Source organism: Azorhizobium doebereinerae UFLA1-100, assembly GCF_000473085.1.
Taxonomy (GTDB): Bacteria; Pseudomonadota; Alphaproteobacteria; order Rhizobiales; family Xanthobacteraceae; genus Azorhizobium; species Azorhizobium doebereinerae.
On record NZ_AXBA01000011.1, the window covers coordinates 70,950 to 96,842 of the forward strand.

Consider the following 25,893-nt stretch of genomic DNA (forward strand, 5'->3'; position numbering starts at 1 on the left):
GCCGCGTGGCGCCGCCCCCCCTATCGTCCCGCCTATTCGGCCGCCGCGGCCGTCTCGACCAGGCCGAGCAGGCGGCGCGCCTCGCGCGGGGTGGCGATCGCGCCGCCGAGGGTTTCGACGATGGCGCGGGCCTTTTCCACCAAGGCGGCGTTCGAGCGCGCCAGAACCCCCTTCTCAAGATAGACCGCGTCCTCAAGGCCGATGCGGACATGCCCGCCGGCGAGATAGGACTGGGCAAGCATGGGAAACGCGCTGCGGCCCACCCCGAAGGCGGTCCAGAACGCGCCCGGCGGCAACAGGCTGCGGCCGTGCAGCAAGGTCTCGGGCGTTGCCGGGAAGCCGTATTTCACGCCGAGCACCAGCGAGCAGACCACCGGCCCGCCGAGCGCCCGGTCGGCGATCAGGTCGCGCAGCAGTGCGGTGTCCCCGGTGTCGAACAGCTCGATCTCCGGCAGCACGCCGGCCTCCCGGATGATCGCCGCCATGCGCCGGATGTTGCGCGGCGTGTTGATGACGACCTCCGCGCCGGAATTCATCGTGTTGAGATCGAGCGTGCAGATGTCCGGCCTCAGCACGCTCACGTGCGCCACGCGGCGCTCCGGCGTCGTGAGCGTGGTTCCCGGCGCCGCGACCTTCGGATCCGCCTCGCCCGGCACGAAGCGCCCGCCGGGCCCGGTGGTCAGGTTGATCACCACGTCGCCGTTGCGCTCGCGGATGCGATCGATCACCTCGCGATAGAGGTCCAGTTCCATGGACGGGCGTCCCGTCGCCGGATCGCGCACATGAATATGGACGATCGCCGCGCCGGCTTCCGCCGCCTCCAGGCATGAGCGCGCGATCTCGGCCGGCGTCACCGGCAGGTGCGGGGTCTGGTCCCGCGTGGTCAGATTGCCGGTGACGGCGCAGGTGATGACGGTCTTGGCATTGCTTGGGGCCATTGCATTCTCCTCCTTGATCGCCCGGGGTTAGCAGGCGGGCCGGAGGTCACGGCAGGATTCTGGCGGCGTTCTGCGGGTCGGAATGAGCTTGCGCGCCGGCTGCGGGATCCTGCGCCTCCAGGGCGGCAGCGCTTTCGCCGATGCGCTGCGCCAGCGCCTGAAGAAGCGGGACGAAGGTGGAGACGGCCTGCGGCACCGAATAGGCGGAATTGTAATAGGTCATCCCGATGGTGGCGAGCACGTCGCGGCCGCGCATGACGGGGACCGCGATGGTGTTGGACGAGCGCGGCTCCACGGCGGGATCGCGCAGCGCGAACCCCGCGTTCCGGATGCGCGCGAGCATGGCGAGGCCGGTGCGGCGCTCCTCGTCCTGGACGCCCAGGGCATCGAGCAGGAGCGCGCGTTCCCGCTCCGGGCAGAAGGCGAGATAGGCACGCCCGAGCGCGCGCGTCAGCAGATCGAGACGCAGATTGATGGTGCCGTGGAACGGCGACACCGGGCTGTCGGGGATGGTGCTGAGACGGACGAAGACGGCATCCTTCTCGAACGTGGCCATGGCGATCGGCCAGCGGTGCTGTCGGGTGAACTCGATGGCCCACGGCCGCGCCGCCTCCACCACCAGCGGGTCGCCGTGATAGCCGCAGCTGAGCGCCTTGACGTTCGACGTGACCTGGTAGCCGCCCTGCCGCCGGTCGTTCGTCACATATTGCGCGTCGCACAAGGTCTTCAGCAATCGAACGATGGTCGCCTTCGGCAGGCCGGTGGCCGCATGCAGGTGCTTCACGGAGGAGACGCGCTGGCGGTTCAGCTCCCGCAGCAGCGCCAGGGCCCTCAGGACGGATTCCACCGACGGCTCGCTCAAGGGTGCCTCCGAAATTCCGCCATACGGAATGACGTAGGGGATTGATGGATCCGCGGCGGCGGATTTGCAACTCTCCGCGAACAAAAAAGGCCTCGCGCCATACAAAGTGTTTGGGAGGAACCGTGCGCATCGCAACTTCCGTCAGCGAGCCAGAGCTGATCCGCCGTCTGTCGTGGCGCATCCTGCCCATGGTGATGGGGCTCTATCTCTGCGCCATCATCGACCGATCGAACATCGGCTTTGCCAAGCTCCAGATGATCGACGAACTGCACCTCACGGAGGTCGGGTTCGCCCTCGGCTCCTCGCTCTTCTTCTTCAGCTACATCGCGGTGGAGATCCCCAGCGCCCTCGCCGCATATCGGTTCGGCGCGCGCCTGTGGCTGGCGCGGATCGCCTTCACCTGGGGCGTTCTGACGGTCCTGCTGGCCTTCTCCAACTCCGGCTTCACCTTCTACGCGCTGCGCTTCCTGCTGGGCGCGGCGGAGGGCGGCCTGTATCCCGCCGCGGTGTTCTACCTGACGCTGTGGTTTCCGGAGCGCCACCGCGCCCATGCCCTCGCCGTCCTGACATTGGGCAGCGCGTTCGGAAACATGCTGTCGGCGCTGATCTCCGGCCCCCTGCTCGATCTTCACGGCATGGGCGGGCTGAGCGGCTGGCAATGGGTCTTCATCGCCACGGGGGTGCCGCCGATCCTGCTGTCGCTGGTGGTGCTGAAGTATCTTCCGAGCAACCTCGCCGAGGCCGACTTCCTGTCGTCCGAGGAGAAGGCCTGGCTCAGCGCCAGCCGGCGGGAGCCGGAGCACCATGGCAACCCGCTCGCGGCGATGGTGGATCCCAAGGTGCTCGGCCTGGCCGTCGTTTATACGCTGATCAACATTTCTCTGTTCGGCGTGATCTACTGGCTGCCGACCGTGATCAAGGGGTTTGGCGTTACCGGAACGCAGAACGGGCTGCTCAACGCCGTCCCGTGGGCGTTCGCGGCGGTGCTGCTGTTCACCTTGCCGCGCCGCCTGCAGACCGAGCGGTCGATCCTGATGGCGGCGGCGGTCTTCACCCTGGTCGGCCTGTGCTCCTTCGCGGCCGCGACGATGCTGCCGTCCAATGCCCTGCGCTTCGCCGCCCTGGCCATCGGCACGCCCTGCATCTCGCTGCTGTACCCGTGCTTCTGGTTCTTTCCCTCGCGCATGTTCAAGGGGTCGCGCGGGGCGGCCGGCATCGCCGTCATCAACACCATCGGGCTGCTGGGCGGCTTCATCGGGCAGAACCTGATGCCCAGCGTCGCCCAGGCGGTGGGAAGCTCGGTGGGCGCGATGATCGTCCCCGCCGTCTGCCTCGGGCTGCTCTGGCTGACCTGCATGCTGCGGAGCCTCCAGGCGAGCGGACGACGCCCTCTGCCCGCCGTCTCCGGCGGCAACCCAAGCGATATCTGAAGGACGGATGATGACAGCCAGCCAGAACGCCGCGCCCCATGGCTTTCGCCAGCGCTTCGCCGCGGGAGAACGCCTCCTCGGCACCTTTGTCAAAATGCCGACGCCGCATCCGGTCGAGATCCTCGGCGACGTCGGCTTCGACTTCGTGGTGATCGACGAGGAGCATGCCCCGTTCGACCGGCGGGCCATCGACATCGCGCTTCTTGCGGCCCGCGCGGCCGACATCGCGGCGCTGGTCAGGGTTTCCTCGCCGGCCACGATCCTGAGCGCGCTCGACTGCGGCGCGGAGGGCGTGCTGGTGCCGCATGTGTCGAGCGTCGCGGCGGCGCGGGAGGTGGCGGCGGCGTCGCGCTACCGCGACGGGCATCGCGGCTACTCGCCCTCCGGCCGCTCGGGCCGCTACGGCGGAACGGCGTCCTGGCCCTATATCGACGCCGCCGACGGCAAGGTCACGGTCATCGCCATGATCGAGGATCCGTCCGGCGTCGAGCAGATCGCCGAGATCGCCCGTGTGGATGGGATCGACGGCTTCTTCGTCGGGCGCGGCGACCTCTCGGTCGCGCTCGGGGCCAGCGATGCCCGCGCGCCTGAGGTCACCGAGGCGGTCGGCAAGATCGCCGAGGCGGCGAAGGCGGCGGGCAAGCCGTTCGCGGTCATGGCCAACAGCCGTGAGGAGGGCGACGCCTACGCCCAGATGGGCGCCTCCGCCTTCATCCTGTCCACCGACCAGGGGCTGCTGCGCAAGGCGGCCGGGCAGATCCTCAAGGATTTCCGCGCCTGAAGGCCGCGCCAGCGCCACCGACCAACCCGGAGGATCACCCGTGTACGACCCCTCAGACCCGCGCGCGAGCCTGGCGCCGCCCAAGCCCGGCAGCGCCCGGAACCAGCCGGCCTTTCCCGCCACCTATGCCCGTTTCTACCAGTCGGAGCCCCAGGAGCGGCGTCCGGGCGCGGACACCTGGATCGTCCGCGGCCAGACCTTCGTGGTCCTCTACAGCGCGGCCGAGGGCCGGCAGGTTTTCGAGCGGACCGGGCAGGGCGACGAATACGTGCTCCTGATCCCGGACGCGGAGACCCGTGCCGTCGTCGAGGTGGACGGCACCGCCACCGACATCGCCGGCTTCTCGGTGACCTTCGTCCCGCCCGGCGACAGCCGGATCATCCTGCCGGAGGGCGGGCGCATCGTCCGCCTGTTCACGGCGGCGGCGGGCGACCTGATCGCCCAGGCGTCCAACGCCGCCACCTACGCGGCGCCGAACCTCGCCATTCCGGAGCTGAAGCCCTGGCCCGCGCCGCACGAGGGATATCGTGTCCGCAGCTACAGCCTCGCGGTGCCGCCGGAGCCGGGGCGGTTCGGCCGGATCTTCCGGGGATCGACCTTCATGGTGAACTATCTGGAGCCGAAGGACGGGCCGCGCGACCCTGCCGTGCTGTCGCCACACCATCACGACGACTTCGAGCAGTGCTCGCTCGCCCTGTCCGGCGAATATGTCCATCACCTGCGGTGGCCCTGGACCACGAACCTCGCCCACTGGCGCGGCGACGAGCACGAGCATTGCGCCTCGCCGTCGGTGGCGATCATTCCGCCGCCGGCGATCCACACCTCGCAGGCGATCGGCGCCGGCATCAACCAGCTGGTCGACATCTTCTGCCCGCCGCGCGCGGACTTCTCCGCCAAGCCCGGCTGGGTGCTGAACGCCGCCGACTATCCCCTTCCCGCGGACGGCGGCGACGCCGGCGGGAACGGCTGACCTCCATTTGCGAGAGCCCGACACCATGAACATCGAAGCCTTCCTGCCCCGCCACGACAGCATCCACGAACTGCCGCCCCTCCAGCGCCCCGCGGAGGTGGCCGAGCTGCTCGTCGGCGCCGTCGACCTGCACTGCCACAGCGGGCCGGCGGCCATGCCGCGCATCCTCGACCATCGCGAGGCCATGGTGGATGCCGAGGACGCCGGCTTCCGCGCGCTGCTGTTCAAGGACCACTATTATCTCGGCACGCCGCACGCGATCCTGCTGCAGACGCTGTTCCCGCAGGAGAAGGTCCGGCTGTTCTCCGGCATCGCGCTCAACAACGCATCGGGCGGCATCAACCCGCACGCGGTGGACCATGCGGTCGGGCTCGGCGCCGCGATCGTGTGGATGCCGACTTTGTCGGCGGCCAATCATCTCGCCGATGCCGGCAAGCAGACCAAGAGCTTCCCCAAGACCACCCGCAGGATGCTGCCGCCCGCCCCCCTGAGCGTCCTCGACGCCAACGGCGCGCTGACCGACGAGAGCAAGCAGGTGCTCGACATCATCGCCGAGGCCGACGTCATCCTGGCCGGCGGTCACCTGTCGGCGGCCGAGCTGGCGATCCTGTTCGCGGAGGCGGCGCGGCGCGGGGTGCGCAAGATGCTCGTCAACCACCCCACCTATGTCATCGGCTGCACCGACGCGGACATCCGCGACCTGGTGGGGCTGGGCGCCTTCATGGAACATTCGATCTGCATGTTCGTGGGCGGCAAGTCGCTGAAATTCTCGCCCGACGACCTCGCCCATCTGATCGAGGTGGCCGGCGTCGAGCGCACCATCCTGTCGTCCGATCTCGGCCTTCTCGGCGGGCCGCGCCCCGTGGACGGCTTCCGCGCCATCGTGCAGACCCTGCTCGACCTCCAGTTCCCGAAGGCCGATATCCGCAAACTCGTCGGCGACAATGCGGCATCGCTGCTGAAGCTGGCGTGAGCGGGGCGGCCGGTCGCGCAAGCGCGCCGGCCGCCCGGTCCCGCGCCTAGCTCCGGTAGGACGGCTCCTCGCGGTCGAGGATGCGCTTCATGCTCTCCAGGTGCAGGCGGGCGGATTCCTCGTCGCCCTCGCGCATCTGGCGGGCGGCGGCCTCGGCGATCTCGGTCTTCACCGGGATGACGGGGCGGCCGGTGGCCATGGCGAGGCACTGCACCTCGCAGGCCCGCTCCAGATAATAGAGATCGTCCCACGCCTCGGCGATGCTGCGGCCGAGCACCATGACGCCGTGGTGCTTCATGAAGACGATGTCCGCATCGCCCACCGAGGCGGCGATGCGGTCGCCCTCGGTGCTGTCCAGGGCGAGCCCGTTGTAGTCGTGGTCGACGACGGTGCGGCCGTAGAATTTCAGCGCGGTCTGGCCGGCGTAGATCAGCGGCTCCCCCTCCACCATGCTGAGCGCGGTGGCATGGGGCATGTGGGTGTGGAAGGCGACGCGGGCGCGCGGCACGTTCAGGTGCATGCGGGCGTGGATGTAGAAGGCGGTCGCCTCCGGCACGCCGGTGCCCGAAAGCACGTTGCCGTGGAAATCGCACACCAGCAGGTGCGAGGCACTCAGCTCGCTGAAGGCGTAGCCGTAGGGGTTCACCAGGAACAGGTCGTCATAGCCGGGCACCACGGCGGAGAAGTGGTTGCAGATGCCCTCGTGCATGCCGAGGCGCGCGGCGAAGCGGAAGCAGGCCGCCAGCTCCACGCGGGCATTCCACACTTCCTCGCCGTCGAGCGCCGGGCGGTTGGGGGCGGACTGGGCCGCCTGCGGGGCGGTCTCGCGCGTGAAGGCATGGGCCATCGGATCTCTCCTGTCTGGGTGGTCCGGCGCGGGCGGGCCGGTGCGTCGTCTGAAAGGGCGGCGGCGGGATCTGCGGCCCGTGCGGGACCATGGCGGGGATGGGACTGTGCCATCTCCACGCCCAAGGCCGGTGGGCCGGTCCCACCCGCGCGGCGCGGGCGGGACCGGCCGGAGCCGGGATCGCGGCAGGCCGGCGCTCAGGCGTCCGGCATGCCGGCCTGGACCCAGGCGGTGACGTCGTCGAGGGTGGCGGAGAAGCGGCGGAGCATCTCGTCGATCTGCTCCTGGGTGATGATCATCGGCGGGCAGAAGGCGATGCTGTCGCCGATGCCGCGAATGATCAGGCCATGCTTGTGAGCCTGGTCGTAGAAGCGCAGGCCGACCTTGCCGGGCGGATCGAACTTGGCCTTGGTGGCCTTGTCGGCCACCAGCTCGACGGCGGCGATCAGCCCCATGCCGCGCACCTCGCCCACCAGCGGGTGGTCGGCGAAGCGCTGGAGCCCGGCGCGCATGTAGGCGCCCATCTCGGCGGCGTTCTGCACCAGCCCGCGCTCCTCGATGATGGCGAGGTTCTCCAGCGCCACGGCGGTGGCCACCGGATGACCGCCGGTGGTGTAGCCATGGCCCAGCGTGCCCAGCGTCTCCGACTGGTCGGCCATGCCCTGGTAGATGGCGTCGCTCACCAGCACCGCCGCCAGCGGCTGGTAGGAGGAGGTGATCTGCTTGGAGCACACCAGGATGTCCGGCTGGATGCCCAGCGCCTCGCAGGCGAACATGGTGCCGATGCGGCCGAAGCCGTTGATGACCTCGTCGGCGACCACCAGCACGTCATACTTGCGGCAGACCTCCTGGATGCGTTGCCAGTAGGTGCGCGGCGGCACGATGACGCCGCCCGCGCCCATCACCGGCTCGCCGATGAAGGCGGCCACCGTCTCCGGGCCTTCCGCCAGGATCATCGCCTCCAGCTCGGCGGCTAGGCGCTCGGCGAACGCCTCCTCGGTCTCGCCGGGCTGGGCGTTGCGATAGTGGTGCGGGCGCGACACGTGCCGGGCGAATGACAGCGGCAGGTCGAAGCCCTTCTGGTTCACCTGCAGGCCGGTGAGGCTGGCGGCGGCGATGGTGATGCCGTGATAGCCGCCCTCGCGGGCGATGAACTTCTTCTTCTCCGGCCGGCCGAGCGCGTTGTTGTAGTACCAGACGAACTTGACGACCGTGTCGTTGGCCTCACCGCCGGAATTGGTGAAGAACACGTGGTCGAGCCCGGCGGGCGACAGCTCCACCAGCTTCTGCGCCAGCAGGATGGAGGGCTCGTGCGCCTTGTGGGAGAAGATATGGTAGTAGGGCAGCTTGGACATCTGCCGGGTGGCGGCCTCCACCAGGCGGTTCTCGCCGAAGCCCAGGCCCACGCTCCACAGGCCGGCCATGGCCTCGATATATTCCTTCCCCTCGTCGTCATACACATAGATGCCGGAGCCGTGGTCGATGACGATGGGGCCAAGGCGCTCGTGACGGCGCAGGTTGGTCACGGGATGGATGTGGTGGGCAATGTCCAGGCTGTGCAGCGAGTTGGTCGGCATCGTCAGGGTCCAGTCGGGAAGGTCAGCATTGGCGCCCGAAGCGGCGCCCCCGATACATGGCATGCCTCAGGCCGGAACGAAACGGGATGCCGCGCGCGTTTCGCCGCGCATGCAGCCGGAACGCGCGGTCGGGTTGCGAGCGCCTCGGCCATCGCCCGGCGCCTGTTGCAGGAACAGGACGCCGGATAGGGGGCAGGGCGCGGAGGCCGGTGGCGTCAGCCGTCGGTCCTGGCGATGAGCCGGTCGAGGCATTCGACGACGGTGGCCGATGCCTTCTCCATCCGGGCATAGGCTTCGATCGCCGCGCTCCGGTTGCCGTTGGCGACCTCCTCCACCACCTTGCGGCCGCTGGCGTGGACGTCCTGGTGGGCGGGGAGCAGCGCGAGGAAGGCAGGGTGCTTGAGAAGCGCCGCGTCGGTGATGCCGTCATACCATTTGCCGAGGCGGCACTGGTGGTGGTCGCTGATCTTGCTGCGATCCATGTGCCGCTTGCCGACCAGCACCTCCGACAGGTGCTTCTTCCACATGAAGTGGTCGGACTTGGCGCGATGCAGCACGTAATTGGGGATGTCGATGCGTTCGATGTCCGAGAAGATGGCGTCGACCATCTGCTCGCAGCCGCCGACCGCCGTGTTGACGCCTTCGGTGAAGCCCGCGGCCTGCATGGCATGGGTGGAGACGGTCTGGACGCCGTGCGCCATCTCGGCGACGGCGGCACTGTTCTCGCCGAGAATCCTGGCGATCTGCGCCATGCGTTCGGAACTCTGGAGAACCTGGGCGCGCACGGCCTCGATCTTTGCCCGCGCGTCGTCCGCCGAGCTGGCGGAAAGCCGCAGCGGCTCGCTGACCTCCTCCACCGCGTTTCGCACGCCGGTCACATAGCCGCTCAATTGCGCGATGCGGGCGCGGATGTCGTCCGTCGCCTTCTTCGTCTGGCCGGACAGTTCCTTCACTTCCGACGCGACCACGGCGAAGCCGCGCCCGGCCTCTCCGGCGCGCGCCGCCTCGATGGTGGCGTTGAGGGCGAGAAGGTTGGTCTGCTGGGCGAGGCCCTCAATGGTCGCGACGAAGGTGACGATCTGCTCGGCGGCCTGGGTGAGATGGCCGGAGGCATCGACCATCCGCTGGAAGGCCCCGCTCATGGCCCGGCTCGCGTCGGCGGAGGCAAGCGAGGTCTCGGCGGCGTCGCCGATCTGCCGGCTGGCCTGGTCCATGGCGTCCGCCACGCCGCGTGAATTCTCGGCGATGGTGTCGGTGGTCGCGTTCAGTTCCTCCACGGCGGCGGCCATGGTGCCCGCCTGTTGCGAGGTTTCGGCGATTTCGCCGGTGATGCGCGCGGCGGACGCCATCGCCTCGCTGGCCTTCATCGAGAAGCCCACGGCTTGCAGCAGGATGGAGCGGTCACGCGCTTCAAGCGCCGCGTCGAGCGCGGCCAGGGTCTCCTTGAGGGCCGGCGGGAAGGAGGCGGGCATGTCGCACGTCCGGCGCGCCACCAGGGCGACGAGCACCGGCAGGAGCGCGGACAGGGCAACCTGTTCTCCAGCCGGGGCGAGGGACGGCGCCGCCGTTGCCGGGGTCTTGTTGCCTCTTAGAACCGAAAGCATGTCTTCTCCCATCATCCAGGGCGCACGTGCGCATCGCCTGTACTCCGGTACATGTTAGCAGCTCAGGCTGGCGTGGCGCTTGATGCATCGCAAGGTACCGCTCCGGCCCATGCCAAATCGCCCGCCGGCCCATGAGTTTCGCCCGTCGGAACACGTCGTCAATGCTCTGTTTTTCGATCTGCGGCGCCGTATTTATTTCGATGACGCGAAATTCAATCAAACCTGCCCGTAAATGCGGAGTCGACATCCATGCGAGGGAGGCGAATACTGTTCTTGATTGATATAAGCGGGATGTCGGCGGTCAGGCCGTGACCTCTGCCGCGGCGGGGGCGAGGCCGTCGCGGCGGCCGCTTCCGGTGCCTGTTTTGTAACAAGACTTCACAAAGCCGGCGCCTGCGACACCTTGCGACAAAGGTCGGCGCGGGAGGCAAGGTTCTGCGACAGCTCGCCCCTACCGTTCTCCTGCGTCATCCCGCCGGCGGCGAGGGCGGCGGCCGTTCTCCGCGCATCGCAGCCGACCACCGGGCCGCCGGGGTCGATCCGAAGCCGCCGTCCCGCAAAAAGGAGCAGAACATGCCTCGCTTGACCGTCAATGGGCAGGTCCGCGACGTCGAGGTGGATCCGGATACGCCGCTGCTGTGGGTGATCCGCGAACAGCTCGGCCTCACCGGCACCAAGTTCGGCTGCGGCATCGCCATGTGCGGCGCCTGCACGGTGCATATCGACGGCGTGCCCACGCGCTCATGCGCCTTGCCGGTCAGCGGCGTCGATGCGGCGCAGAAGATCGTCACCATCGAGGGATTGTCGCCCGATGGCAGCCACCCGGTGCAGCGGGCCTGGCTGGCGCTCGACGTGCCTCAGTGCGGCTACTGCCAGTCGGGCATGATCATGGCCGCCGCCGGGCTGCTGGAGCAGAATCCGAAGCCCTCCGACGCGGACATCAATTCCGAGATCACCAACATCTGCCGGTGCGGGACCTACAACAAGGTCCGGGCCGCCATCCATCTCGCCGCCGACGGCGGCGGCAAGGCCGGGTGAGGGCGCGCGCATGACCAGCCAGATCGACATCTCCCGCCGCCGCTTCGTCGTCGGCTCCGCCGCCGCCATGGGCGGCCTCTCCCTCGGCTTCAGCATGGCGTTCATGCCGGAGGCGCACGCGCAGGCCGCAGCGCCGGCCGGGGCGAAGGCCCCTCCCGAGGTGAATGCCTGGGTCGTGGTCCGGCCCGACGAGACCGTGGTGATCCGCATCGCCCGCTCGGAGATGGGGCAGGGCACCCTCACCGGCCTGGCCCAGCTCGTCGCCGAGGAGCTGGAATGCGACTGGGCGCGGGTCACGACCGAATATCCCGGCCCCTCGGAAAACCTGCGACGCAACCGCGTGTGGGGCAATTTCTCCACCGGCGGCAGCCGGGGCGTGCGCGAGTCGGAGAAATACGTGCGCGAGGGCGGTGCCGCCGCCCGCTTCATGCTGGTCTCCGCCGCGGCGGCGGCGTGGAACGTGCCGGCGGCCGAGTGCCGGGTCGCCAAGGGCGTGATCACCCACGCCGCCTCCGGCCGGAGCACCACCTATGGCCAGGTGGCGGACGCCGCCGCCAGGATGGCGCCGCCGGCCAATATCGTCCTGAAGGACCCCAAGGACTGGACCATCGCCGGCCAGCCCTTGCCGCGCCTCGACACGCGCGACAAGCTTACCGGCAAGCAGGTCTATGGCGCCGATTTGCGCTTCCCCGGCATGCTCAGCGCGGCGGTGAAGGCCTGCCCCTATTTCGGCGGCCGGATCGCCTCCTATGACGCGGCGGCCATCGCCGGAAAGCCCGGCGTGCGCAAGGTGGTGAAGGTGGACGATGCCACCCTCGTGGTCGTCGCCGACACCTGGTGGCAGGCGAAATCCGCGCTCGACGCGCTGCCGGTCACCTGGGACGAGGGGCCGAACGCCGCCCTCACCAGCGCCGCCATTGCCGAGACGCTGAGCGCGGGGCTGGACGCGCCGGAGGCCTTCGTCGGCAACAGTTCCGGCGACGCCAAGGGCGCGCTGGCCAAGGCGGCGAGGACGGTGACGGCGACCTATGCCTTCCCCTATCAGAACCACGCCACCATGGAGCCGATGAACGCCACCGCGCTGTTCACCGGCGAGCGTTGCGAGGTGTGGGCGCCGACGCAGAACGGCGAGGCCAGCCTCGCGGCGGCGGCGGAGGCGGCGGGCCTGCCGCCAGCGCAATGCGAGGTGCACAAATTGCTGTTGGGCGGCGGCTTCGGCCGGCGCGGCTTCCAGGACTATGTGCGCCAGGCGGTGCTGGTGGCCAAGGCCGTGCCAGGGACGCACGTCAAGCTGCTGTGGTCGCGCGAGGAGGACATGCTGCATGGCTTCTACCACCCGACCACCCAGTGCCGGCTGACCGGGGCGCTGGATGAACAGGGCAATGTGACGGCCCTGCACATGCGCATCTCCGGCCAGTCCATCATGGCCTCGGTGCGGCCCGAGGCGATGGCGGGCGGCATGGACCCGGTGGTGTTCCAGGGCCTGACCGCGAGAAGCCCGGAGGGCATGCTGGGCTATGCGATCCCCAACGTCCTCATCGACCACGCCATGCGCAACCCGCCGGTCCGGCCGGGCTTCTGGCGCGGGGTGAACCTCAACCAGAACGCGGTCTATGTGGAGTGCTTCATGGATGAGCTGGCCCACGCCGCCGGGGTCGACCCGCTGGCGTTCCGGCGCAAATTCATGGCCGGCCATCCAAAGCATCTGGCGGTGCTGAACGCGGTGGCCGAGCGCATCGGCTGGGACACGCCGGCGCCGAAGGGCGTGGGGCGCGGCATCGCCCAGATCATGGGTTTTGGCTCCTATGTGGCGGCGGCGGCGGAAGTGTCTGTCGCAAGTGGTGAATTGAAGGTCCATCGCATCGTCGCGGCGACCGATCCGGGCCATGTGGTCAACCCCGCCCAGGTGGAGCGGCAGGTGGAAGGCTCCTTCGCCTACGGCCTGTCCGCCTGCCTCTACGGCGAGTGCACGGTGGATAAGGGCCGCATGGAGCAGGAGAATTTCGACACCTACGATGTGTTGCACATGGCGCAGATGCCGAAGGTGGAGACCATCATCATCCCCTCCGGCGGCTTCTGGGGCGGGGTGGGCGAGCCCACCATCGCGGTGGCCGCCCCGGCCGTCCTCAACGCCCTGTTCGCGGTGAGCGGCAAGCGCATCCGCCTGCTGCCGTTGAAGAATCATCCGCTCGCATGAGGCGGGCGGTCGCGGCGCTGCTCGCCGTTCTGGCCGCGGCGCCGCCCCTCGCCGCCGCCCCGCCGGGGGCGCTGTCCTGCGGCGGCTGCCACCCGCCCGAGCCGGCGGGCGCCATTCCCAGCCTTGCCGGCCGCACCGCCGGCGAGATCGTCGCCGACATGGCCGCATTCCGCTCGGGCTCCCGCCCGGCGACCGTCATGGATCGCATCGCGAAGGGTTTTTCCGATGAAGAAACGCGCGCCATCGCCGACTGGCTGGCCACGCCTCACGGCGGGGCGGCCGAGCCGACGCGCGGTCCTTAGGGGCCTTGCCGGCGGTGCCGCTGCGCTGGCGGCGCCCGCCGTTCTGGCCCAGGCGCCCGCGCGCGTGGTCGTCATCGGCGGCGGCTTTGCCGGGGCGACCTGCGCCCGCGCCCTGGCGGAGCGGGGTCTCGCGGTCACGCTGGTGGAGCCGAGTGCGCAGTATGTGGCGTGCCCGTTCTCCAACGCCGTCGTCGCCGGGTTGCGGGAGATGGATCAGCAGACCTTCGGCTACCAGGGCCTTGTGGGCGCGGGGGTGAAGCTGGTGCCGCATGCCGCGGCGGCGGTCGATCCGCTGGCCCGCAGCGTTCGCCTGGAGGACGGCATCGAATTGTCCTACGACCGCCTCGTGCTGGCGCCGGGTGTGGACCTGCGGTTCGATGCCATCGGCGGCTATGACGCGGCGGCGGCCGGGCTGATGCCGCACGCCTGGAAGGCGGGCGCGCAGACGCTGCTGCTGCGCCGGCAACTGGAGGTGATGGAGGACGGCGGCCTCGTGGTCATCGCCGCCCCACCCAATCCCTTCCGCTGCCCGCCCGGCCCCTATGAACGCGCGAGCCTCATCGCCCACTACCTGAAGACCCATAAGCCGCGCTCCAAGATCATCATCCTCGATGCCAAGGATGCCTTCTCCAAGCAGCGCCTGTTTGAGGCGGCCTGGACTGAGCTCTATCCGAACATGATCGAATGAATCGGGCTGTCGTTCGGCGGAAAGGTGATGGAGGTGGACGTGGCCACCCGCACGCTGGTGACCGAGTTCGACCGCTACACGGCGGACGTGGCCAATGTCATCCCGCCGCAGCAGGCCGGGGCCATCGCCCATGCGGCGGGCGTCGCCGACGCCACCGGCTGGTGCCCCATCGATCCGGTATCGTTCGAATCCCGCCTCCAGGGCGGCATCCATGTGATCGGCGACGCGGCCATTGCCGGAGCCATGCCCAAATCGGCCTTCGCGGCCAACGGGCAGGCCAAGGTGTGCGCCGCCGCCGTGGCGGACCTGCTGGCGGGCCGTGCCCCACAGGCGCCGAAGCTGGTCAACACCTGTTACAGTCTGGTGGCGCCTGGCAGCGCCATCTCCATCGCCGGCGTCTACCGCCCCAAGGATGGGCTTCTGGCCGACGTGGAGGGCGCCGGCGGCGTGAGCCCGCTCACCCCCCCGGACGGCATGCGCGCGAGGGAGGCGGCCTATGCGGATGCCTGGTTCAACACCGTCACGCACGAGGCCTTCGCATGAGGGCGGCCGCGCTCACGGCCGGCCTCTTGGCCGGGCTCCTCCTGGCCTGGCTCCTCCTGGCCGGGTTCCTCCTGGTCGGGTTCCTCCTGGTCGCCGCTCGTGCCGATGCGCAGACGCTCGTGGGCTACACCGTCGAGGGCGATGCCATCGGCGCGCCGTTGACCGGGGCGCCGGGAGATGCCGCGCGCGGCGCGGGCCTTGTGGCCGACCGGACGCTCAGCCTGTGCGTGCTGTGCCATTCCGGGCTGGAGGCGCCCGCCCACATGCAGGGCAATCTCGCGCCGAGCCTCGCCGGAATTGGCGCGCGCCTGTCCGAGGGGCAGATCCGCCTGCGCATCGTGAACATGAAAGCGCTCAACCCGGAGAGCATCATGCCGGCCTATGGCGGATCATCTCCCGGTGCCCGCGTTGCCAATGCGTGGCGAGGCAAGCCGATCCTGTCGGGCGAGGAGATCGAGGATATCGTCGCCTATCTGTCCAGCCTGAAGGGGTGAGCATGGTCGAGATCCCAGCCCTGAGGCGGCGCGACGTGCTGGCCGGCGCGGTGGCCCACCTTGTCGTTCTGGCGCTGCCGTTGCGCGCGATGGCGCGCCCTGATCTTCAAGCGGCGGTGCGCCTGTTCACCGGCGGTGCCGACCTGCGCGAGGGCCGGGTGCATCTCGACATCGCCCCGCTGGTGGAGAATGGCAACGCCGTGCCGCTGACCGTGGATGTGGACAGCGCCATGCGCCCGGAGGACCACGTGCGCCGCATCGGCATTTTCAACGAGAAGAACCCGCTGGCGGACGTGGCGATCTTTCAATTCTATCCGAAATCCGGCCGCGCCCGCGTCTCCACCCGCATTCGCCTTGCCACCTCCCAGCAGGTCGTCGCCGTCGCCGAGATGAGCGATGGCACCTATTGGGGCGTGGCGCGCGGCGTGGTGGTGACGCTCGCCGCCTGCATCGAGGGGCTGTGATGGCACGCACCCTGATCCATGCGCCCAAGGCCGCTCGGGCCGGCGAGATCATCGAGATCCGGGCCATGATCGCCCACCCCATGGAGACCGGGCAGCGCATGGGCGTGAACGGCACCATGATTCCCCGCGCCATCATCAACCGCTTCGTCTGCACCTATGGCGGCGAGGTGGTGTTCTCGGCCGATCTCCATCCGGCGGTCTCGGCCAATCCCTTCCTGTCCTTCTGCGTGGTCGCGACGCAAAGCGGCGTCCTGGCCTTTGCCTGGACCGAGGATACGGGCGAGGTGCATGTGGCCACGACGGATATCACGGTGACCTGATGCGGCCTCGCCCGCGCGCGCCAGCCGTCATCGCGGCATTGCTGTCGATCCCCGCGCTGCTGGCGGTCTCGGGGGCGGTCGCGCTCGAACAGGGTGACCGGCGCTCGGGCATTGCGTTCGCCAGCCCGCAGACGCAGGCCATGCAGGCCGATGACACCGCCAATCCCGGCATGTTGTGGGTCATGGACGGCGCCCAGCTCTGGCGCCGGCCGGACGGCGCGGCGGGCAAGGCCTGCCAAGAATGTCACGGCGACGCGGCGCAAAGCATGAAGGGGGTCGCGCCACGCTATCCGGATTTCGACGCCGGCCTCGGGCGGCCGGTGGACCTGAGCGGACGCATCAACCTGTGCCGCGTGCGGCACCAGCGCGCCGCGCCACTGGCGCATGAAGGCTCCGAGATGCTGGCGCTGACGGCCTTCGTGGCCTTCCAGTCGCGGGGCCTGCCGATGGCGCCGGCCGCCGACGCGCGCCTCGCCCCGTTCCGCGCCGAGGGGCGGCGCTTGTTCGAGCAGCGGATGGGGCAACTGGACCTGTCCTGCGCCAATTGTCACGACGACCATTGGAGCGCCCGCCTCGGGGGCAGCCCGGTGACGCAGGCCCAGCCCAATGCCTATCCGCTCTACCGCCTGGAGTGGCAGGCGCTTGGCTCGCTGCAACGGCGCATGCGCAACTGCATGGCGGGCGTGCGGGCGGAGCCCTTCGCGTATGATGCGGCAGACTATATCGATCTTGAGCTCTATCTCGCCGCGCGGGCGGCGGGCCTGCCAATGGAAACGCCGGGCGTCCGGCCGTGATGCGGCAGCAGACCGCTGCGAAGGGCCATCGTCCGTCCCGTGCCACAGAGCCGGACTGTGATACAGTCTGATACACTTTTGGCCTGGGCCCGGCGGAACCTTTCAGTATGGTCGTTCCAGGAGCATTCCATGGAAGCGGCACCCCATATCGCGGTCGTCGATGATCATCGCGACATCCGCGATCTTGTCGGCAAGTATCTGGCCCAGCACGGCTATCGCATCAGCCTGGCGGAGAATGCGGCGGCGCTGCGCCGTCTGCTGGAGAAGAGCGCCCCTGATCTCGTGGTGCTCGACATCATGATGCCGGGGGAAGACGGCCTCTCCTTGTGCCGCTACCTGCGCAGCACGACCGACCTGCCGATCATCCTGCTGACCGCCATGACCGAGGAGACCGACCGCATCGTGGGCCTGGAGGTGGGCGCGGACGATTATGTGGGCAAGCCGTTCAATCCCCGCGAACTGCTGGCGCGCATCAAGGCGGTGCTGCGCCGGGTGAACAGCCTGCCGCCGCAGAAGGGTCAGCTCGCCGCCAAGGTGGTGCGCTTCGACCGCTGGACCCTGGACGTGGGGCGCCGCGAACTGATGGGCGCGGACGCGGTGGCGGTGCCGTTGAGCACGGCGGAATATCGCCTGTTGTGCGCCTTCCTGGACCATCCCGGCATCGTGCTCAGCCGCGACCAGCTGCTTGATCTCACCGCCGGCCGCAACGCCGATCCGTTCGACCGCAGCATCGACAATCAGGTGAGCCGCCTGCGCAAGAAGGTGGAGGCGGATCCGAAGGCGCCGTGCCTGATCAAGACCCATTGGGGTGGCGGCTACAGCCTGGTCGCCGAGGTGAGACGCCAATGATGCGCCTGTGGACGCGGAGCCTCGCCGCCCGTTTCATCTGCTTCACCCTGTTCTCGCTCATCCTGTCGCAGGCGGTGGTGTTCTTCATCTCCTGGGATGAGCACGGGCAGGCCATGCGCAAGTCCGCCAAGGGCGAAATGCTCAGCCGCAGCACGGCACTGGTGCGGGTGCTCGAAGCGACGCCGCCGGAGTTGCAGACCGACATCCTGGCCGCCAGCAGCAGCATGACGACGCGCTATTGGGTCACCGCCGAGGTGCCGCAGGACGCCGCGACCTGGCGGTTGCAGGCCTGGTCGCATTTGTCCGAGCCGCTGCCGCGCCTGCCGATGCACGGCTATATGCCGCCCGCGCTCGAGCCCCGCATTGAGCCGCCGCGCAATGCGGCTGAGGTCGGCTCGCCCGAATGGCTCGACATGCCTCCCGCGGCCTGGCCGCTCGCCCGCGCGGCGCGGTTTGTCTATCTGGACAATGCCACAGGCATGGGCCTCACCGTGCGGCTGGAGAACGGAAGCTGGCTGAACATCGCCTTCGCCAAGCCGCAGGAAAGCTTCTGGAACGCCCAGACGATCACCTCGTTCGCCATTTCGGCGCTGGTCCTGTCCGTCCTCGCGGTGTTCGCGGCCCGTGGCATCGCCCGCCCGCTGCGCCGCCTCGCGCGGGCCGCGGAGGCGCTTGGGCGCGGCCAGCAGATCGATCGGCTGCCGGAGACCGGGCCGGACGACATCCGGCAGACGGCGGAGGCGTTCAACCGCATGCAGGAACGGCTGGTGCGCTTCGTGGAGGATCGCACCCGCATGCTGGCGGCGATCGGCCACGATCTGCGCACGCCGCTCACCTCGCTGCGCCTGCGCGCCGAATTCATCGCCGACGACGAGGTGCGGGAGAAGATCCTCAGCACGGTGACCGAGATCCAGTCCATGTGCGAGGCGACGCTCGCCTTCGTGCGGGAGGAAGGCGCGGCGGAGGAGACCCGCACGGTGGACCTCACGGCGCTGGTGGAGAGCCTGTGCGAGGACTTGGCCGAACTGGGCCACAAGGTCACGTTCGAGGAGGCGCCCAAGCTCGGCTATCACTGCCGGCCGGCGGCCCTGCGGCGCGCCTGCCGCAACCTCGTCGAGAATGCCGTGCGTTATGGGGAATGCGCCCGCGTGCGCATCGAGCACGGCGCCGACGGCGTGGCGATCATCGTGGAGGATGACGGCCCGGGCATTCCCGAGGCGGACCACGAGCACGTCTTCGCGCCCTTCTTCCGGCTGGAGAATTCCCGCAACCGGGAGACCGGCGGTGTTGGCCTCGGGCTCGCCATCGCCCGGACCATCGTGCGCCACCACGGCGGCGACGTCGGCCTTGCCAATGGGGCGACGGGCCTTCGCGTGACCCTCACGCTGCCGGCGGTGAATGGCGATGTCGGCCAAAACCTGCCGGTGGCGCCGTCCCGTGAAGGGGGCGCCCGGGGCTTTCCGCTCCCGTCCTCGCCGGCGCCCTCCGCCCGCGCCGGCTGACGGATCGCCGCGGCAGGTCGGCTCGAAGCGCGATGCGAGGGCCGTGCCTCGGCAAGAGGAGCTTTCGGCAAGCCTTGAGCGACAGGAACACTCAGCCCGAACCTCGCGCCGTGATGGAAGGACGCGCCAGGCCATGGGCTTGGGGTGCCAGGAACGTCGTCAGATGCTGGTTCACCGCCGCGGCTCTCTCAAAGGTCGGTATATGCGAGGCCGCCGGTATGACAGCGAGCCGCGCGCCCGGTATTGCGCCCGCCAGGGCCTGCGCGGAGGCGAGCGGCGTGGCGAGATCCTCCTCGCCCACGAGCACCAGCGTCGGCACATGGAGGGCGCCGGCGCTGGACGAGAGATCGGCGACCGCCAGCGCCTCGGCGGCGCCAGCATAGCCCTCCGGCGCGGTGCGCAGCAGCATGGCCTTGAGGCCGCGCGTCTCCGGCGTGTCGACGGCGGCGGGCGTCACCCAGCGGGCCAGCACCGCGTCGGCGATCGCCGCCATGCCCTCCCGGCGCACCAGCGCCGCCCGGTCCCGCCACAGGCTGGTGGGGGGAATGGCGAGCGCCGTGTCGCATAGCACGAGTGAGGCGACCCGCCGGGGTGCTCGCGCCGCCAGGGCCTGGGCCACCATGCCGCCGATGGACAGGCCGGCGACGTGCGCTTGCGTCACCTCCAGCCTTTCCAACAGGCCGGCGATGTCGTCGGCCAGCCCGTCGATGGAATAGGGGCCGGGCGTCACGCCGCTGAGGCCGTGGCCGCGCAGGTCCGGCCGCAGCACGCGATAGTCGTGCTCCAGCGCCTCAGCCTGCGGGTCCCACACGCCATGGTCCGTGCCGAGCGAATGCAGCAGCAGGACCACGGGCGCGTCCTGTGGGCCCGAGGCGCGCAAATGAAGGGTGAAACCGTCCAGGTCGACGAACATGGGGATCACTCCGCGGGGGCGGAAGCGGGCGCGCGCACCGGGCGCGCCGCCTTGGCGAGCATGGCGAGGGCGGCGATGAAGGCGGGCACCGCCGCGGCGGCGAAGACGGTGGAGAGCGGCCAGCCGAAGGACAGCAGCACGCCGCCGATCATCGAGCCCAGCACGGAGCCGGTGCGCCCCACCGCATTGGCCCAGCTCACCCCAGTGGCGCGGCTGGCGGTGGGATAGAAGCCGGCGGCCAGGGCATTGATGCCCACCTGCGCCCCGGCGACGCCGAAGCCCGCGCCGAAGATGGCCAGCACCAGCAGCCAGGGGACGGACACCGCATTGCCCAGCAGCACCACGAACAGGCCGGCGACCACATAGGAAAGGGCGAGCACCTTGTGCGGCTCGTAGCGGTCCATCAGCCGGCCGATTATGACCGCCCCGATGGTGCCGCCGGTGGCCAGCGTCGCGCCCATGAGCGACGCGTTGGCCATGGAGAAGCCGGCGGAGGTGATGAGCAGCGGCAGCCAGCTGGAGAGCAGATAGAATACCAGCAGGCTCATGAAGAAGGTGATCCAGATGAACACCGTGCCCATGGCGAGCCCGTCCTTGAACAGGCGGCTCACCGGGGAGCCGGCTGGGCGCAGCGGAACCATGAAGGTGGCGCCGTCAAGATCTGCTTCCGGAACAAGGCGCTTGAGGACGGCGGCGATGCGCGCGGGATGACCCTTGCGGCTGGCGAGGTAGCGGGCGGATTCCGGCAGGCCCCAGATCAGCAGCGGGGTGAGCACCAGGGGCAGCACGCCGCCCAGCATCAGCAGGCCCTGCCAGCCGAAGGCCGCCACCACATGGGAGGCGGCGAGGCCCGCCGCCGCCGAGCCGATGGTGAAGCCGCAGAACATCAGCGTCACCAGCGAGGAGCGTCGCCCCTGCGGGCAGACCTCGGCGGTCAGGGTGATGGCCGCCGGCATGGCGCCGCCGAGGCCGATGCCGGTGATGAAGCGCAGCGCGGTGAGCGTCTGCACATCCCCGGCGAAGGAGGAGGCGTAGGTGGCGATGCCGAAGAAGATGGTGGTCGCCACCAGCACGGGCTTGCGGCCCACCCGGTCGGCGAGCGGGCCGAAGACGAAGGCGCCGGCCATGAGGCCGAACAGCCCGGCGCCGAACAGCGGCCCGAGATCGGCGGGCGTCGCGCCCCATTGCGCGCGCAGGGCGGGAGCGATGAAGCCGATGGCCGCGGTGTCGAAACCGTCGATGGCGACGACGAGAAAGCACAGGGCGATGACCAGTTTCTGGCGGGCGGACAGGGGATGGCTGTCGAACACCGCCTGGACGTCGACGATCCGGGGGGACATTGGCGTTTCCTCTCTGTTGCAAGGGATTGGCGAGGGCTCTTTCCGGCCGCTTCGCCTGGCGTGTTCCATGCGGAACGGGCCGCCGGGCGGCCCGGACCTCAGCCGATGGCCGAGGGGTGCCGGGCGAGCGGCGTCACGGCGATGGACATGAAGGGGAAGAGCGGCAGGCCGGAGAGCAGCGCGTGCAGCTCGTCATGGTCGGCGACGTCGAAGATGGAGACGTTGGCGTATTCGCCAGCGATACGCCAGAGATGGCGCCACTTGCCTGCGCGCTGGAGCTCCTGCGCCTTCTCTTTCTCGGCCGCCTTCAGGGCGTCGAACCAGGCGGGGTCGATGTCGTGGGGCGGGCACACGTCCATGCGCACGTGGTAAAGCATTAGGGTCTCCTTCAGGTGCGGGCGAAGCGGGCGAGTTGCGCGCGGTCCAGCTCGATGCCGATGCCGGGGCCGCTCGGCAGGTGGATGTGGAAGTCGCGGATGACGAGCGGCTCCAGCACGAGATCCTGCGTGAGGATGTGCGGACCGAAATGCTCGCAGCCCCAGGCCAGGGTGTTGAGGCCGGCGAAGGCCTGGAGGTGCGCGGCCGCTCCGATGGAGCTTTCCAGCAGGCAGCCGCCATAGAGCGAGAACCCCGCCGCCTCCGCCACCGCCGCCACCTTGTGGAGACCGAACAGGCCGCCGTGCTTGACGATCTTGAGCGACACCACATCGGCGCAGGCGAGCGCGCCGGCCTGGAACATGTCGTGGGCGGAGAAGACGCATTCGTCCGCCATCAGCGGAATGGGCGAGCGCGCCTTCAGCCGCGCCATGCCGGCCATGTTCCAAGCGGGCAGGGGCTGCTCCGCTAAGGCGATGCCGAGATCCGCGAGCGCGGGCAGGGCGCGCACGGCGGTGGGCTCGTCCCAGGCCTGGTTGGCATCGACGATGAGCTGCGCCCGCCCCGCCAGCGCGGCCGACAGCCGCGTGAGGCGGGCGAGGTCGGCCTCGACGGGCTGGGCGCCCACCTTGATCTTGAAGCGGTCGTGGAGGCGCGCGGAAAGCTTGGCCTCCGCCTCCTCAATCTCCTGGCCGGGGTCGCCGGAGGCTAGGGTCCAGAATACCGGAAAGCGCTCGCGTACCCGCCCGCCGAGCAATTGGTGCGCGGGCAGGCCGAGGGTGCGGCCCACCGCATCGATCAGCGCCGTCTCGATGGCGCCCTTGGCGGCGCTGTTGCGCTTGGCGGCGGCGTCGAGAAGCGTGCCGATCGCGATGAAGCGCTCGGCCGACTGGCCGAGGATGGCGGGGCTCAGATGGGCATCGATGGTGGCCTTGATGCCTTCCACGCTCTCCTCGCTCCAGCGCGGGCCGCCCAGCGTCGCCGCCTCGCCGACGCCGGTGGCGCCGTTGCGCAGGCGGATCTCGACGATGACGTAGCTCTGCGCGGTGACGGAGAGTTGGGAGAGCTTGTGTCGGCGCACGGTCGGCACGTCGACGATGGTGGTGGAGACCGCCTCGATGGTCAGGTCGCGCCGCAGGTCGGGCGGGACGGGGATGGGGCGGATTTCCATGACGGCGGGTCCTGCGGGCATGAGCTCTTCCTTCCCGCGGCAGGGGCCGCGGGCTGCATCAGGCGGGGTGGGGAGCCGCCGCGCCGGAGGTCATCCGGGCGCGGCGGGCGGGGAGGCGTCAGGCAGCCTGCGCGTGCGGCCGCTGGACGATGGTGGTGGGGGCCGCCTGCGTCTCCGCATGCAGCACGAAGTCAAAGGCGATCTCGGCGAAGGGGGCGTTGAGCCCCTGCGCATGGATGCGGCCGGCATCCTCCACGCGGGTGACGGGCGGGATCAGATCGTCGCGGGTGGCGAAGGCGAAGTCGTCATGCAGATAGGCGTCGCCCTCGATGTTGATCTGGGTGGTGAGGTGGCGATAGCCGTTGGCCGAGACGAAGAAATGGATATGGGCGGGGCGGTTGCCGTGGCGGCCGAGCTGGTTCAGCAGCGCCTGGGTGGCGCCTTCCGGCGGGCAGGCATAGCCGGCGGGCAGGATGGAGCGGAAACGGTAGCGGCCCTCGGCGTCGGCCTCGATGCGCCGGCGCAGATTGTATTTCGGCTGGCTGGGGTCGAAGAAGGAATAGCCGCCCTTGGTGTTGGCGTGCCAGACGTCCACGACCGCGCCGGCCACGGGCCGGCCGTCCATGTCCCGCACCTGACCGTGCATGACGAGCACCTCGCCCTGCTCGGAGCCGTCGTCGAGCCGCGCCTCGCCCTTGCTGAGCGGCGCGCCGGCGATATAGAGCGGCCCCTCGATGGTGCGCGGCGTGCCGCCCTCGATCCCGGCCTGCCGTTCGGCCGCGTCGAGGCGCAGGTCGAGGAAGGTCTCGATGCCGAGGCCCGGCACCAGCAGTCCGGCTTCATTGGCCTGCCCGAGGCGGGTAATGTAGGCGACGGCGGACCAGAATTCGTCCGGCTGCACGTCGAAATCCTCGATGATGCGCATCATGTCCTGCGCCACGCGGCGGACCACCGCCTTCACGCGCGGGTCGCCGCCGGACTGGCCGCCGCCGGCCACCTTGTCGAGCAACTGCTGGACTTCGGCTGTATCGACCAGGTTCGTCATCTGCGTCTCCTCCTTGTGGCCCGTTCCGGGCGTCTTGGATGAATGTCCGGCGCTTGGCGGCGCCGCTCAGCCGAGGTCTCCGCCGCCCACGGGCAGCACGGAGCCGGTGATGTAAGAGGCCTCGTCGGAGGCCAGGAACAGGATCGGCGCGGCCATCTCCTCCAGCGTGCCGTAGCGGTGCATCGGGCTCGATCCGAGCGTCTGCTCGACCACGGCGGAGATGTGCCCGCGCTCGGCTTCGCTCGGCGCCTCCGGCTTGCGCGGCACGCGGCGGGTGGGGGCGTCCGTGCCGCCGGGGGCGGCGGCGACCACGCGGATGCCGCGCCCGGCCGCTTCCAGCGCGAGGCTGGCGGTGAGCGCGTTCACCCCGCCCTTGGCGGCGGAATAGGGAATGCGGTTGATGCCGCGCGTGGCGATGGACGAGACGTTCACGATCACCGCCCCCTTCTCCATCACCGGCAGCGCCGCCCGGCAGCACCACAGGGTGGGGAACAGCGAGCGGCGGATCTCCGCCGTGATCTGCTCCGGCGAGAAGGCCTCGAACGGCTGCATCCAGATGGCACCGCCCACATTGTTCACCAGCACGTCCAGCCGCCCGAAATATTCGCTGGCGGCCGCCACGGCGGCGCTGGCGCCCTCCCAGGTCTCCAGGTCCGCCACCACCGCGCGGGCCTCGCCCTGCGCCTCGGCGGCCACCTGGCGCACCAGGTCCGAGCGATCCACCAGGACGGCGCGTCCACCCTCGGCGAGGAAGCGCAGCGCCACGGCGCGGCCGATGCCCTGGGCGGCGCCGGTGATGACGCCCACCTTGTCCTTGAAGCGTCCGGGAAAGGTCATGGCCTCACCCGGCGCGCTTGAGGGGAACGGCAGCGGTGCCGCTCACCGCGAACTTTTCCGTGTGGAAGCCGGCGGGCGTGACGCCCTGCGCGTGGAGCCAGCCGCGCACCGCATCCACCATGGGCGGCGGGCCGCAGAGATAGATATCCACGTCCCCGCCGTGGAGCGCTGCGGCGGGCAGATGGTCGGTCACGTAGCCCGTGCGCGGATGGGGGCTCTGCGCGTCCGCCACTACCGTGGCGAAGGTGAAGCCGGGGATGTCCCGCGCCAGCGCTTCCAGCGTGTCCACCTCCACCAGGTCCGCGTCGCGGGTGACGCCATAGACCAGATGGACAGGGTGGCCGCCCGTGCCCTTCGCCTTCAGATGCCGTAGCATGGAGAGGAAGGGCGCAAGGCCGGTGCCACCGGCGAGGAACAGCAGGGGGCGCTTCACGTCGCGCAGATAGAAGCTGCCGGACGGGCCGGTGAACTCCAGCGCCAGTCCAGCCGCCGCCCCGCGCAGCGTCCCGCTCATCAGGCCACCCGGTATGTCGCGGATCAGGAAGGCGAGGCGATCTGTGCCCGGCGCGCTGGCGAAGGAATAGGAGCGCGTCTCCCGCGTGCCCGGCACGGTGAGGTTCACATACTGGCCGGGCAGGAAGCCGAAGGCGCCGGCGACGTCCAGCTCGAAGGCGAGGGTGGAGGGCGACAGGCGTGCCACCTTGGCCAGTGTCGCCGTCACGCTCTGCGGCCGGGTCTTGCAGGCGGCGGAGGACGCGGCCACCTCCACCACGAGGTCGCCGGTCGGCCGGGCCTGGCACGCCAGGGCATAGCCTTCGGCCGCCTCCTCGGGACCCAGCGCATCCTCAAGATAATCGCCGCTCTCGAAGCTGCCGGAGGCGATGCGGCACTTGCAGGTGCCGCAGGCGCCGTCGCGGCAGTCGAGCGGGATGTTGATGCCGAGCCGGTAGGCGGCCTCGGCCACCGTCTCACCGGGGCGTGCCTCGATGAGGCGGGTGACGCCGTCCTCGAAATTCAATGCGATTGCATGGGCCATTGG

The 25,893-nt window shown here is 69.8% G+C and carries 25 protein-coding genes and 1 pseudogene; 14 read left to right on the forward strand and 12 right to left on the reverse strand.

Annotation, left to right across the window (positions count from 1 at the left end; translation table 11 throughout):
* Positions 1-32 precede the first annotated feature (32 nt).
* Positions 33-938, reverse strand: coding sequence for a beta-keto acid cleavage family enzyme (locus tag YU1_RS0109405; RefSeq protein WP_029003848.1), 906 nt, complete (start codon positions 936-938; stop codon positions 33-35).
* Between the two features lie 46 nt (positions 939-984).
* Positions 985-1,800 carry a DNA-binding transcriptional regulator gene (locus tag YU1_RS0109410; RefSeq protein ID WP_051356684.1) on the reverse strand — a complete coding sequence of 272 codons (816 nt, stop codon included), beginning with the start codon at positions 1,798-1,800 and terminating at the stop codon, positions 985-987.
* 122 nt (positions 1,801-1,922) lie between these two features.
* Here YU1_RS0109410 and YU1_RS0109415 point away from each other — a divergent pair, with 122 nt between their 5' ends.
* Genes YU1_RS0109415 through YU1_RS0109430 form a run of 4 tightly spaced genes read left to right on the forward strand, consistent with a single transcriptional unit; the run spans position 1,923 to position 5,954 of the window.
* Entirely contained in the window at positions 1,923-3,230 is a 1,308-nt protein-coding gene (locus YU1_RS0109415) for an MFS transporter (RefSeq protein ID WP_198018886.1), read from the forward strand.
* Between the two features lie 10 nt (positions 3,231-3,240).
* A complete protein-coding gene (locus YU1_RS0109420; RefSeq protein WP_029003851.1) occupies positions 3,241-4,011 on the forward strand; it encodes an HpcH/HpaI aldolase family protein in 771 nt (256 codons plus the stop codon).
* Positions 4,012-4,051: 40 nt separating this feature from the next.
* Positions 4,052-4,981, forward strand: coding sequence for a cupin domain-containing protein (locus YU1_RS0109425; protein WP_029003852.1), 930 nt, complete (start codon positions 4,052-4,054; stop codon positions 4,979-4,981).
* 25 nt (positions 4,982-5,006) lie between these two features.
* Positions 5,007-5,954: a DUF6282 family protein gene (locus YU1_RS0109430; protein ID WP_035714703.1), complete on the forward strand. Its 948-nt coding sequence runs from the start codon at positions 5,007-5,009 to the stop codon at positions 5,952-5,954.
* 46 nt (positions 5,955-6,000) lie between these two features.
* Here the strand turns inward: YU1_RS0109430 and YU1_RS0109435 are convergent, their stop codons facing one another.
* From YU1_RS0109435 to YU1_RS0109445, 3 genes are all read right to left on the reverse strand, one after another.
* Positions 6,001-6,801 (reverse strand): aldolase, encoded by an 801-nt coding sequence (locus tag YU1_RS0109435; protein ID WP_029003854.1) that lies wholly within the window; start codon positions 6,799-6,801, stop codon positions 6,001-6,003.
* Positions 6,802-6,998: 197 nt separating this feature from the next.
* Positions 6,999-8,378 (reverse strand): aspartate aminotransferase family protein, encoded by a 1,380-nt coding sequence (locus YU1_RS0109440; RefSeq protein ID WP_029003855.1) that lies wholly within the window; start codon positions 8,376-8,378, stop codon positions 6,999-7,001.
* 215 nt (positions 8,379-8,593) lie between these two features.
* A complete protein-coding gene (locus YU1_RS0109445) occupies positions 8,594-9,982 on the reverse strand; it encodes a methyl-accepting chemotaxis protein (RefSeq protein ID WP_035714706.1) in 1,389 nt (462 codons plus the stop codon).
* Positions 9,983-10,555: 573 nt separating this feature from the next.
* On the opposite strand from YU1_RS0109445, the gene YU1_RS0109450 reads away from it, so the two are divergent.
* From YU1_RS0109450 to YU1_RS0109495, 10 genes and pseudogenes are all read left to right on the forward strand, one after another.
* Entirely contained in the window at positions 10,556-11,020 is a 465-nt protein-coding gene (locus tag YU1_RS0109450; RefSeq protein ID WP_029003857.1) for a (2Fe-2S)-binding protein, read from the forward strand.
* Positions 11,021-11,030: 10 nt separating this feature from the next.
* On the forward strand, positions 11,031-13,217 hold the full coding sequence (locus tag YU1_RS0109455; protein ID WP_029003858.1) for a xanthine dehydrogenase family protein molybdopterin-binding subunit: 2,187 nt from the start codon (positions 11,031-11,033) through the stop codon (positions 13,215-13,217).
* The gene (locus tag YU1_RS28770; protein ID WP_035714709.1) at positions 13,214-13,519 is read left to right on the forward strand and encodes a c-type cytochrome; all 306 of its coding nucleotides are present in this window, start codon (positions 13,214-13,216) and stop codon (positions 13,517-13,519) included. Before YU1_RS0109455 ends, YU1_RS28770 begins: the two co-directional genes overlap by 4 nt.
* A pseudogene (locus tag YU1_RS28775) lies at positions 13,443-14,750 on the forward strand (FAD-dependent oxidoreductase). The gene YU1_RS28770 and the pseudogene YU1_RS28775 overlap by 77 nt, the downstream one beginning before the upstream one ends.
* Positions 14,747-15,244, forward strand: coding sequence for a sulfur oxidation c-type cytochrome SoxX (gene soxX, locus YU1_RS0109470; protein WP_084539772.1), 498 nt, complete (start codon positions 14,747-14,749; stop codon positions 15,242-15,244). The pseudogene YU1_RS28775 and the gene soxX overlap by 4 nt, the downstream one beginning before the upstream one ends.
* Positions 15,245-15,246: 2 nt before the next feature.
* Positions 15,247-15,708, forward strand: coding sequence for a SoxY-related AACIE arm protein (locus tag YU1_RS0109475; RefSeq protein WP_035714711.1), 462 nt, complete (start codon positions 15,247-15,249; stop codon positions 15,706-15,708).
* Positions 15,708-16,028, forward strand: coding sequence for a thiosulfate oxidation carrier complex protein SoxZ (gene soxZ / locus YU1_RS0109480; RefSeq protein WP_029003861.1), 321 nt, complete (start codon positions 15,708-15,710; stop codon positions 16,026-16,028). The genes YU1_RS0109475 and soxZ overlap by 1 nt, the downstream gene beginning before the upstream one ends.
* Complete coding sequence (soxA, locus tag YU1_RS0109485) at positions 16,028-16,822, forward strand: sulfur oxidation c-type cytochrome SoxA (protein WP_156922020.1); 795 nt, start codon at positions 16,028-16,030, stop codon at positions 16,820-16,822. Before soxZ ends, soxA begins: the two co-directional genes overlap by 1 nt.
* 129 nt (positions 16,823-16,951) lie before the next feature.
* Positions 16,952-17,671, forward strand: coding sequence for a response regulator (locus tag YU1_RS0109490; protein WP_029003863.1), 720 nt, complete (start codon positions 16,952-16,954; stop codon positions 17,669-17,671).
* Positions 17,668-19,173: an ATP-binding protein gene (locus YU1_RS0109495; RefSeq protein ID WP_029003864.1), complete on the forward strand. Its 1,506-nt coding sequence runs from the start codon at positions 17,668-17,670 to the stop codon at positions 19,171-19,173. The genes YU1_RS0109490 and YU1_RS0109495 overlap by 4 nt, the downstream gene beginning before the upstream one ends.
* 91 nt (positions 19,174-19,264) lie before the next feature.
* Here YU1_RS0109495 and pcaD read toward each other — a convergent pair whose 3' ends face one another.
* The 7 genes from pcaD to benC all read right to left on the reverse strand — a co-directional run bounded on the left by pcaD (position 19,265) and on the right by benC (position 25,890).
* Positions 19,265-20,086: a 3-oxoadipate enol-lactonase gene (gene pcaD, locus YU1_RS28780; RefSeq protein WP_051356687.1), complete on the reverse strand. Its 822-nt coding sequence runs from the start codon at positions 20,084-20,086 to the stop codon at positions 19,265-19,267.
* 5 nt (positions 20,087-20,091) lie between these two features.
* A complete protein-coding gene (locus tag YU1_RS0109505) occupies positions 20,092-21,426 on the reverse strand; it encodes an MFS transporter (protein WP_029003865.1) in 1,335 nt (444 codons plus the stop codon).
* A gap of 98 nt (positions 21,427-21,524) precedes the next feature.
* Complete coding sequence (catC, locus tag YU1_RS0109510; RefSeq protein WP_029003866.1) at positions 21,525-21,803, reverse strand: muconolactone Delta-isomerase; 279 nt, start codon at positions 21,801-21,803, stop codon at positions 21,525-21,527.
* A gap of 11 nt (positions 21,804-21,814) precedes the next feature.
* The gene (locus YU1_RS0109515) at positions 21,815-22,993 is read right to left on the reverse strand and encodes a muconate/chloromuconate family cycloisomerase (protein WP_245263278.1); all 1,179 of its coding nucleotides are present in this window, start codon (positions 22,991-22,993) and stop codon (positions 21,815-21,817) included.
* A gap of 97 nt (positions 22,994-23,090) precedes the next feature.
* On the reverse strand, positions 23,091-24,017 hold the full coding sequence (gene catA, locus YU1_RS0109520) for a catechol 1,2-dioxygenase (RefSeq protein WP_029003868.1): 927 nt from the start codon (positions 24,015-24,017) through the stop codon (positions 23,091-23,093).
* Between the two features lie 66 nt (positions 24,018-24,083).
* The gene (gene benD / locus YU1_RS0109525; protein WP_029003869.1) at positions 24,084-24,854 is read right to left on the reverse strand and encodes a benzoate diol dehydrogenase BenD; all 771 of its coding nucleotides are present in this window, start codon (positions 24,852-24,854) and stop codon (positions 24,084-24,086) included.
* Positions 24,855-24,858: 4 nt separating this feature from the next.
* Positions 24,859-25,890 carry a benzoate 1,2-dioxygenase electron transfer component BenC gene (benC, locus tag YU1_RS0109530; RefSeq protein ID WP_029003870.1) on the reverse strand — a complete coding sequence of 344 codons (1,032 nt, stop codon included), beginning with the start codon at positions 25,888-25,890 and terminating at the stop codon, positions 24,859-24,861.
* Positions 25,891-25,893: the final 3 nt, after the last annotated feature.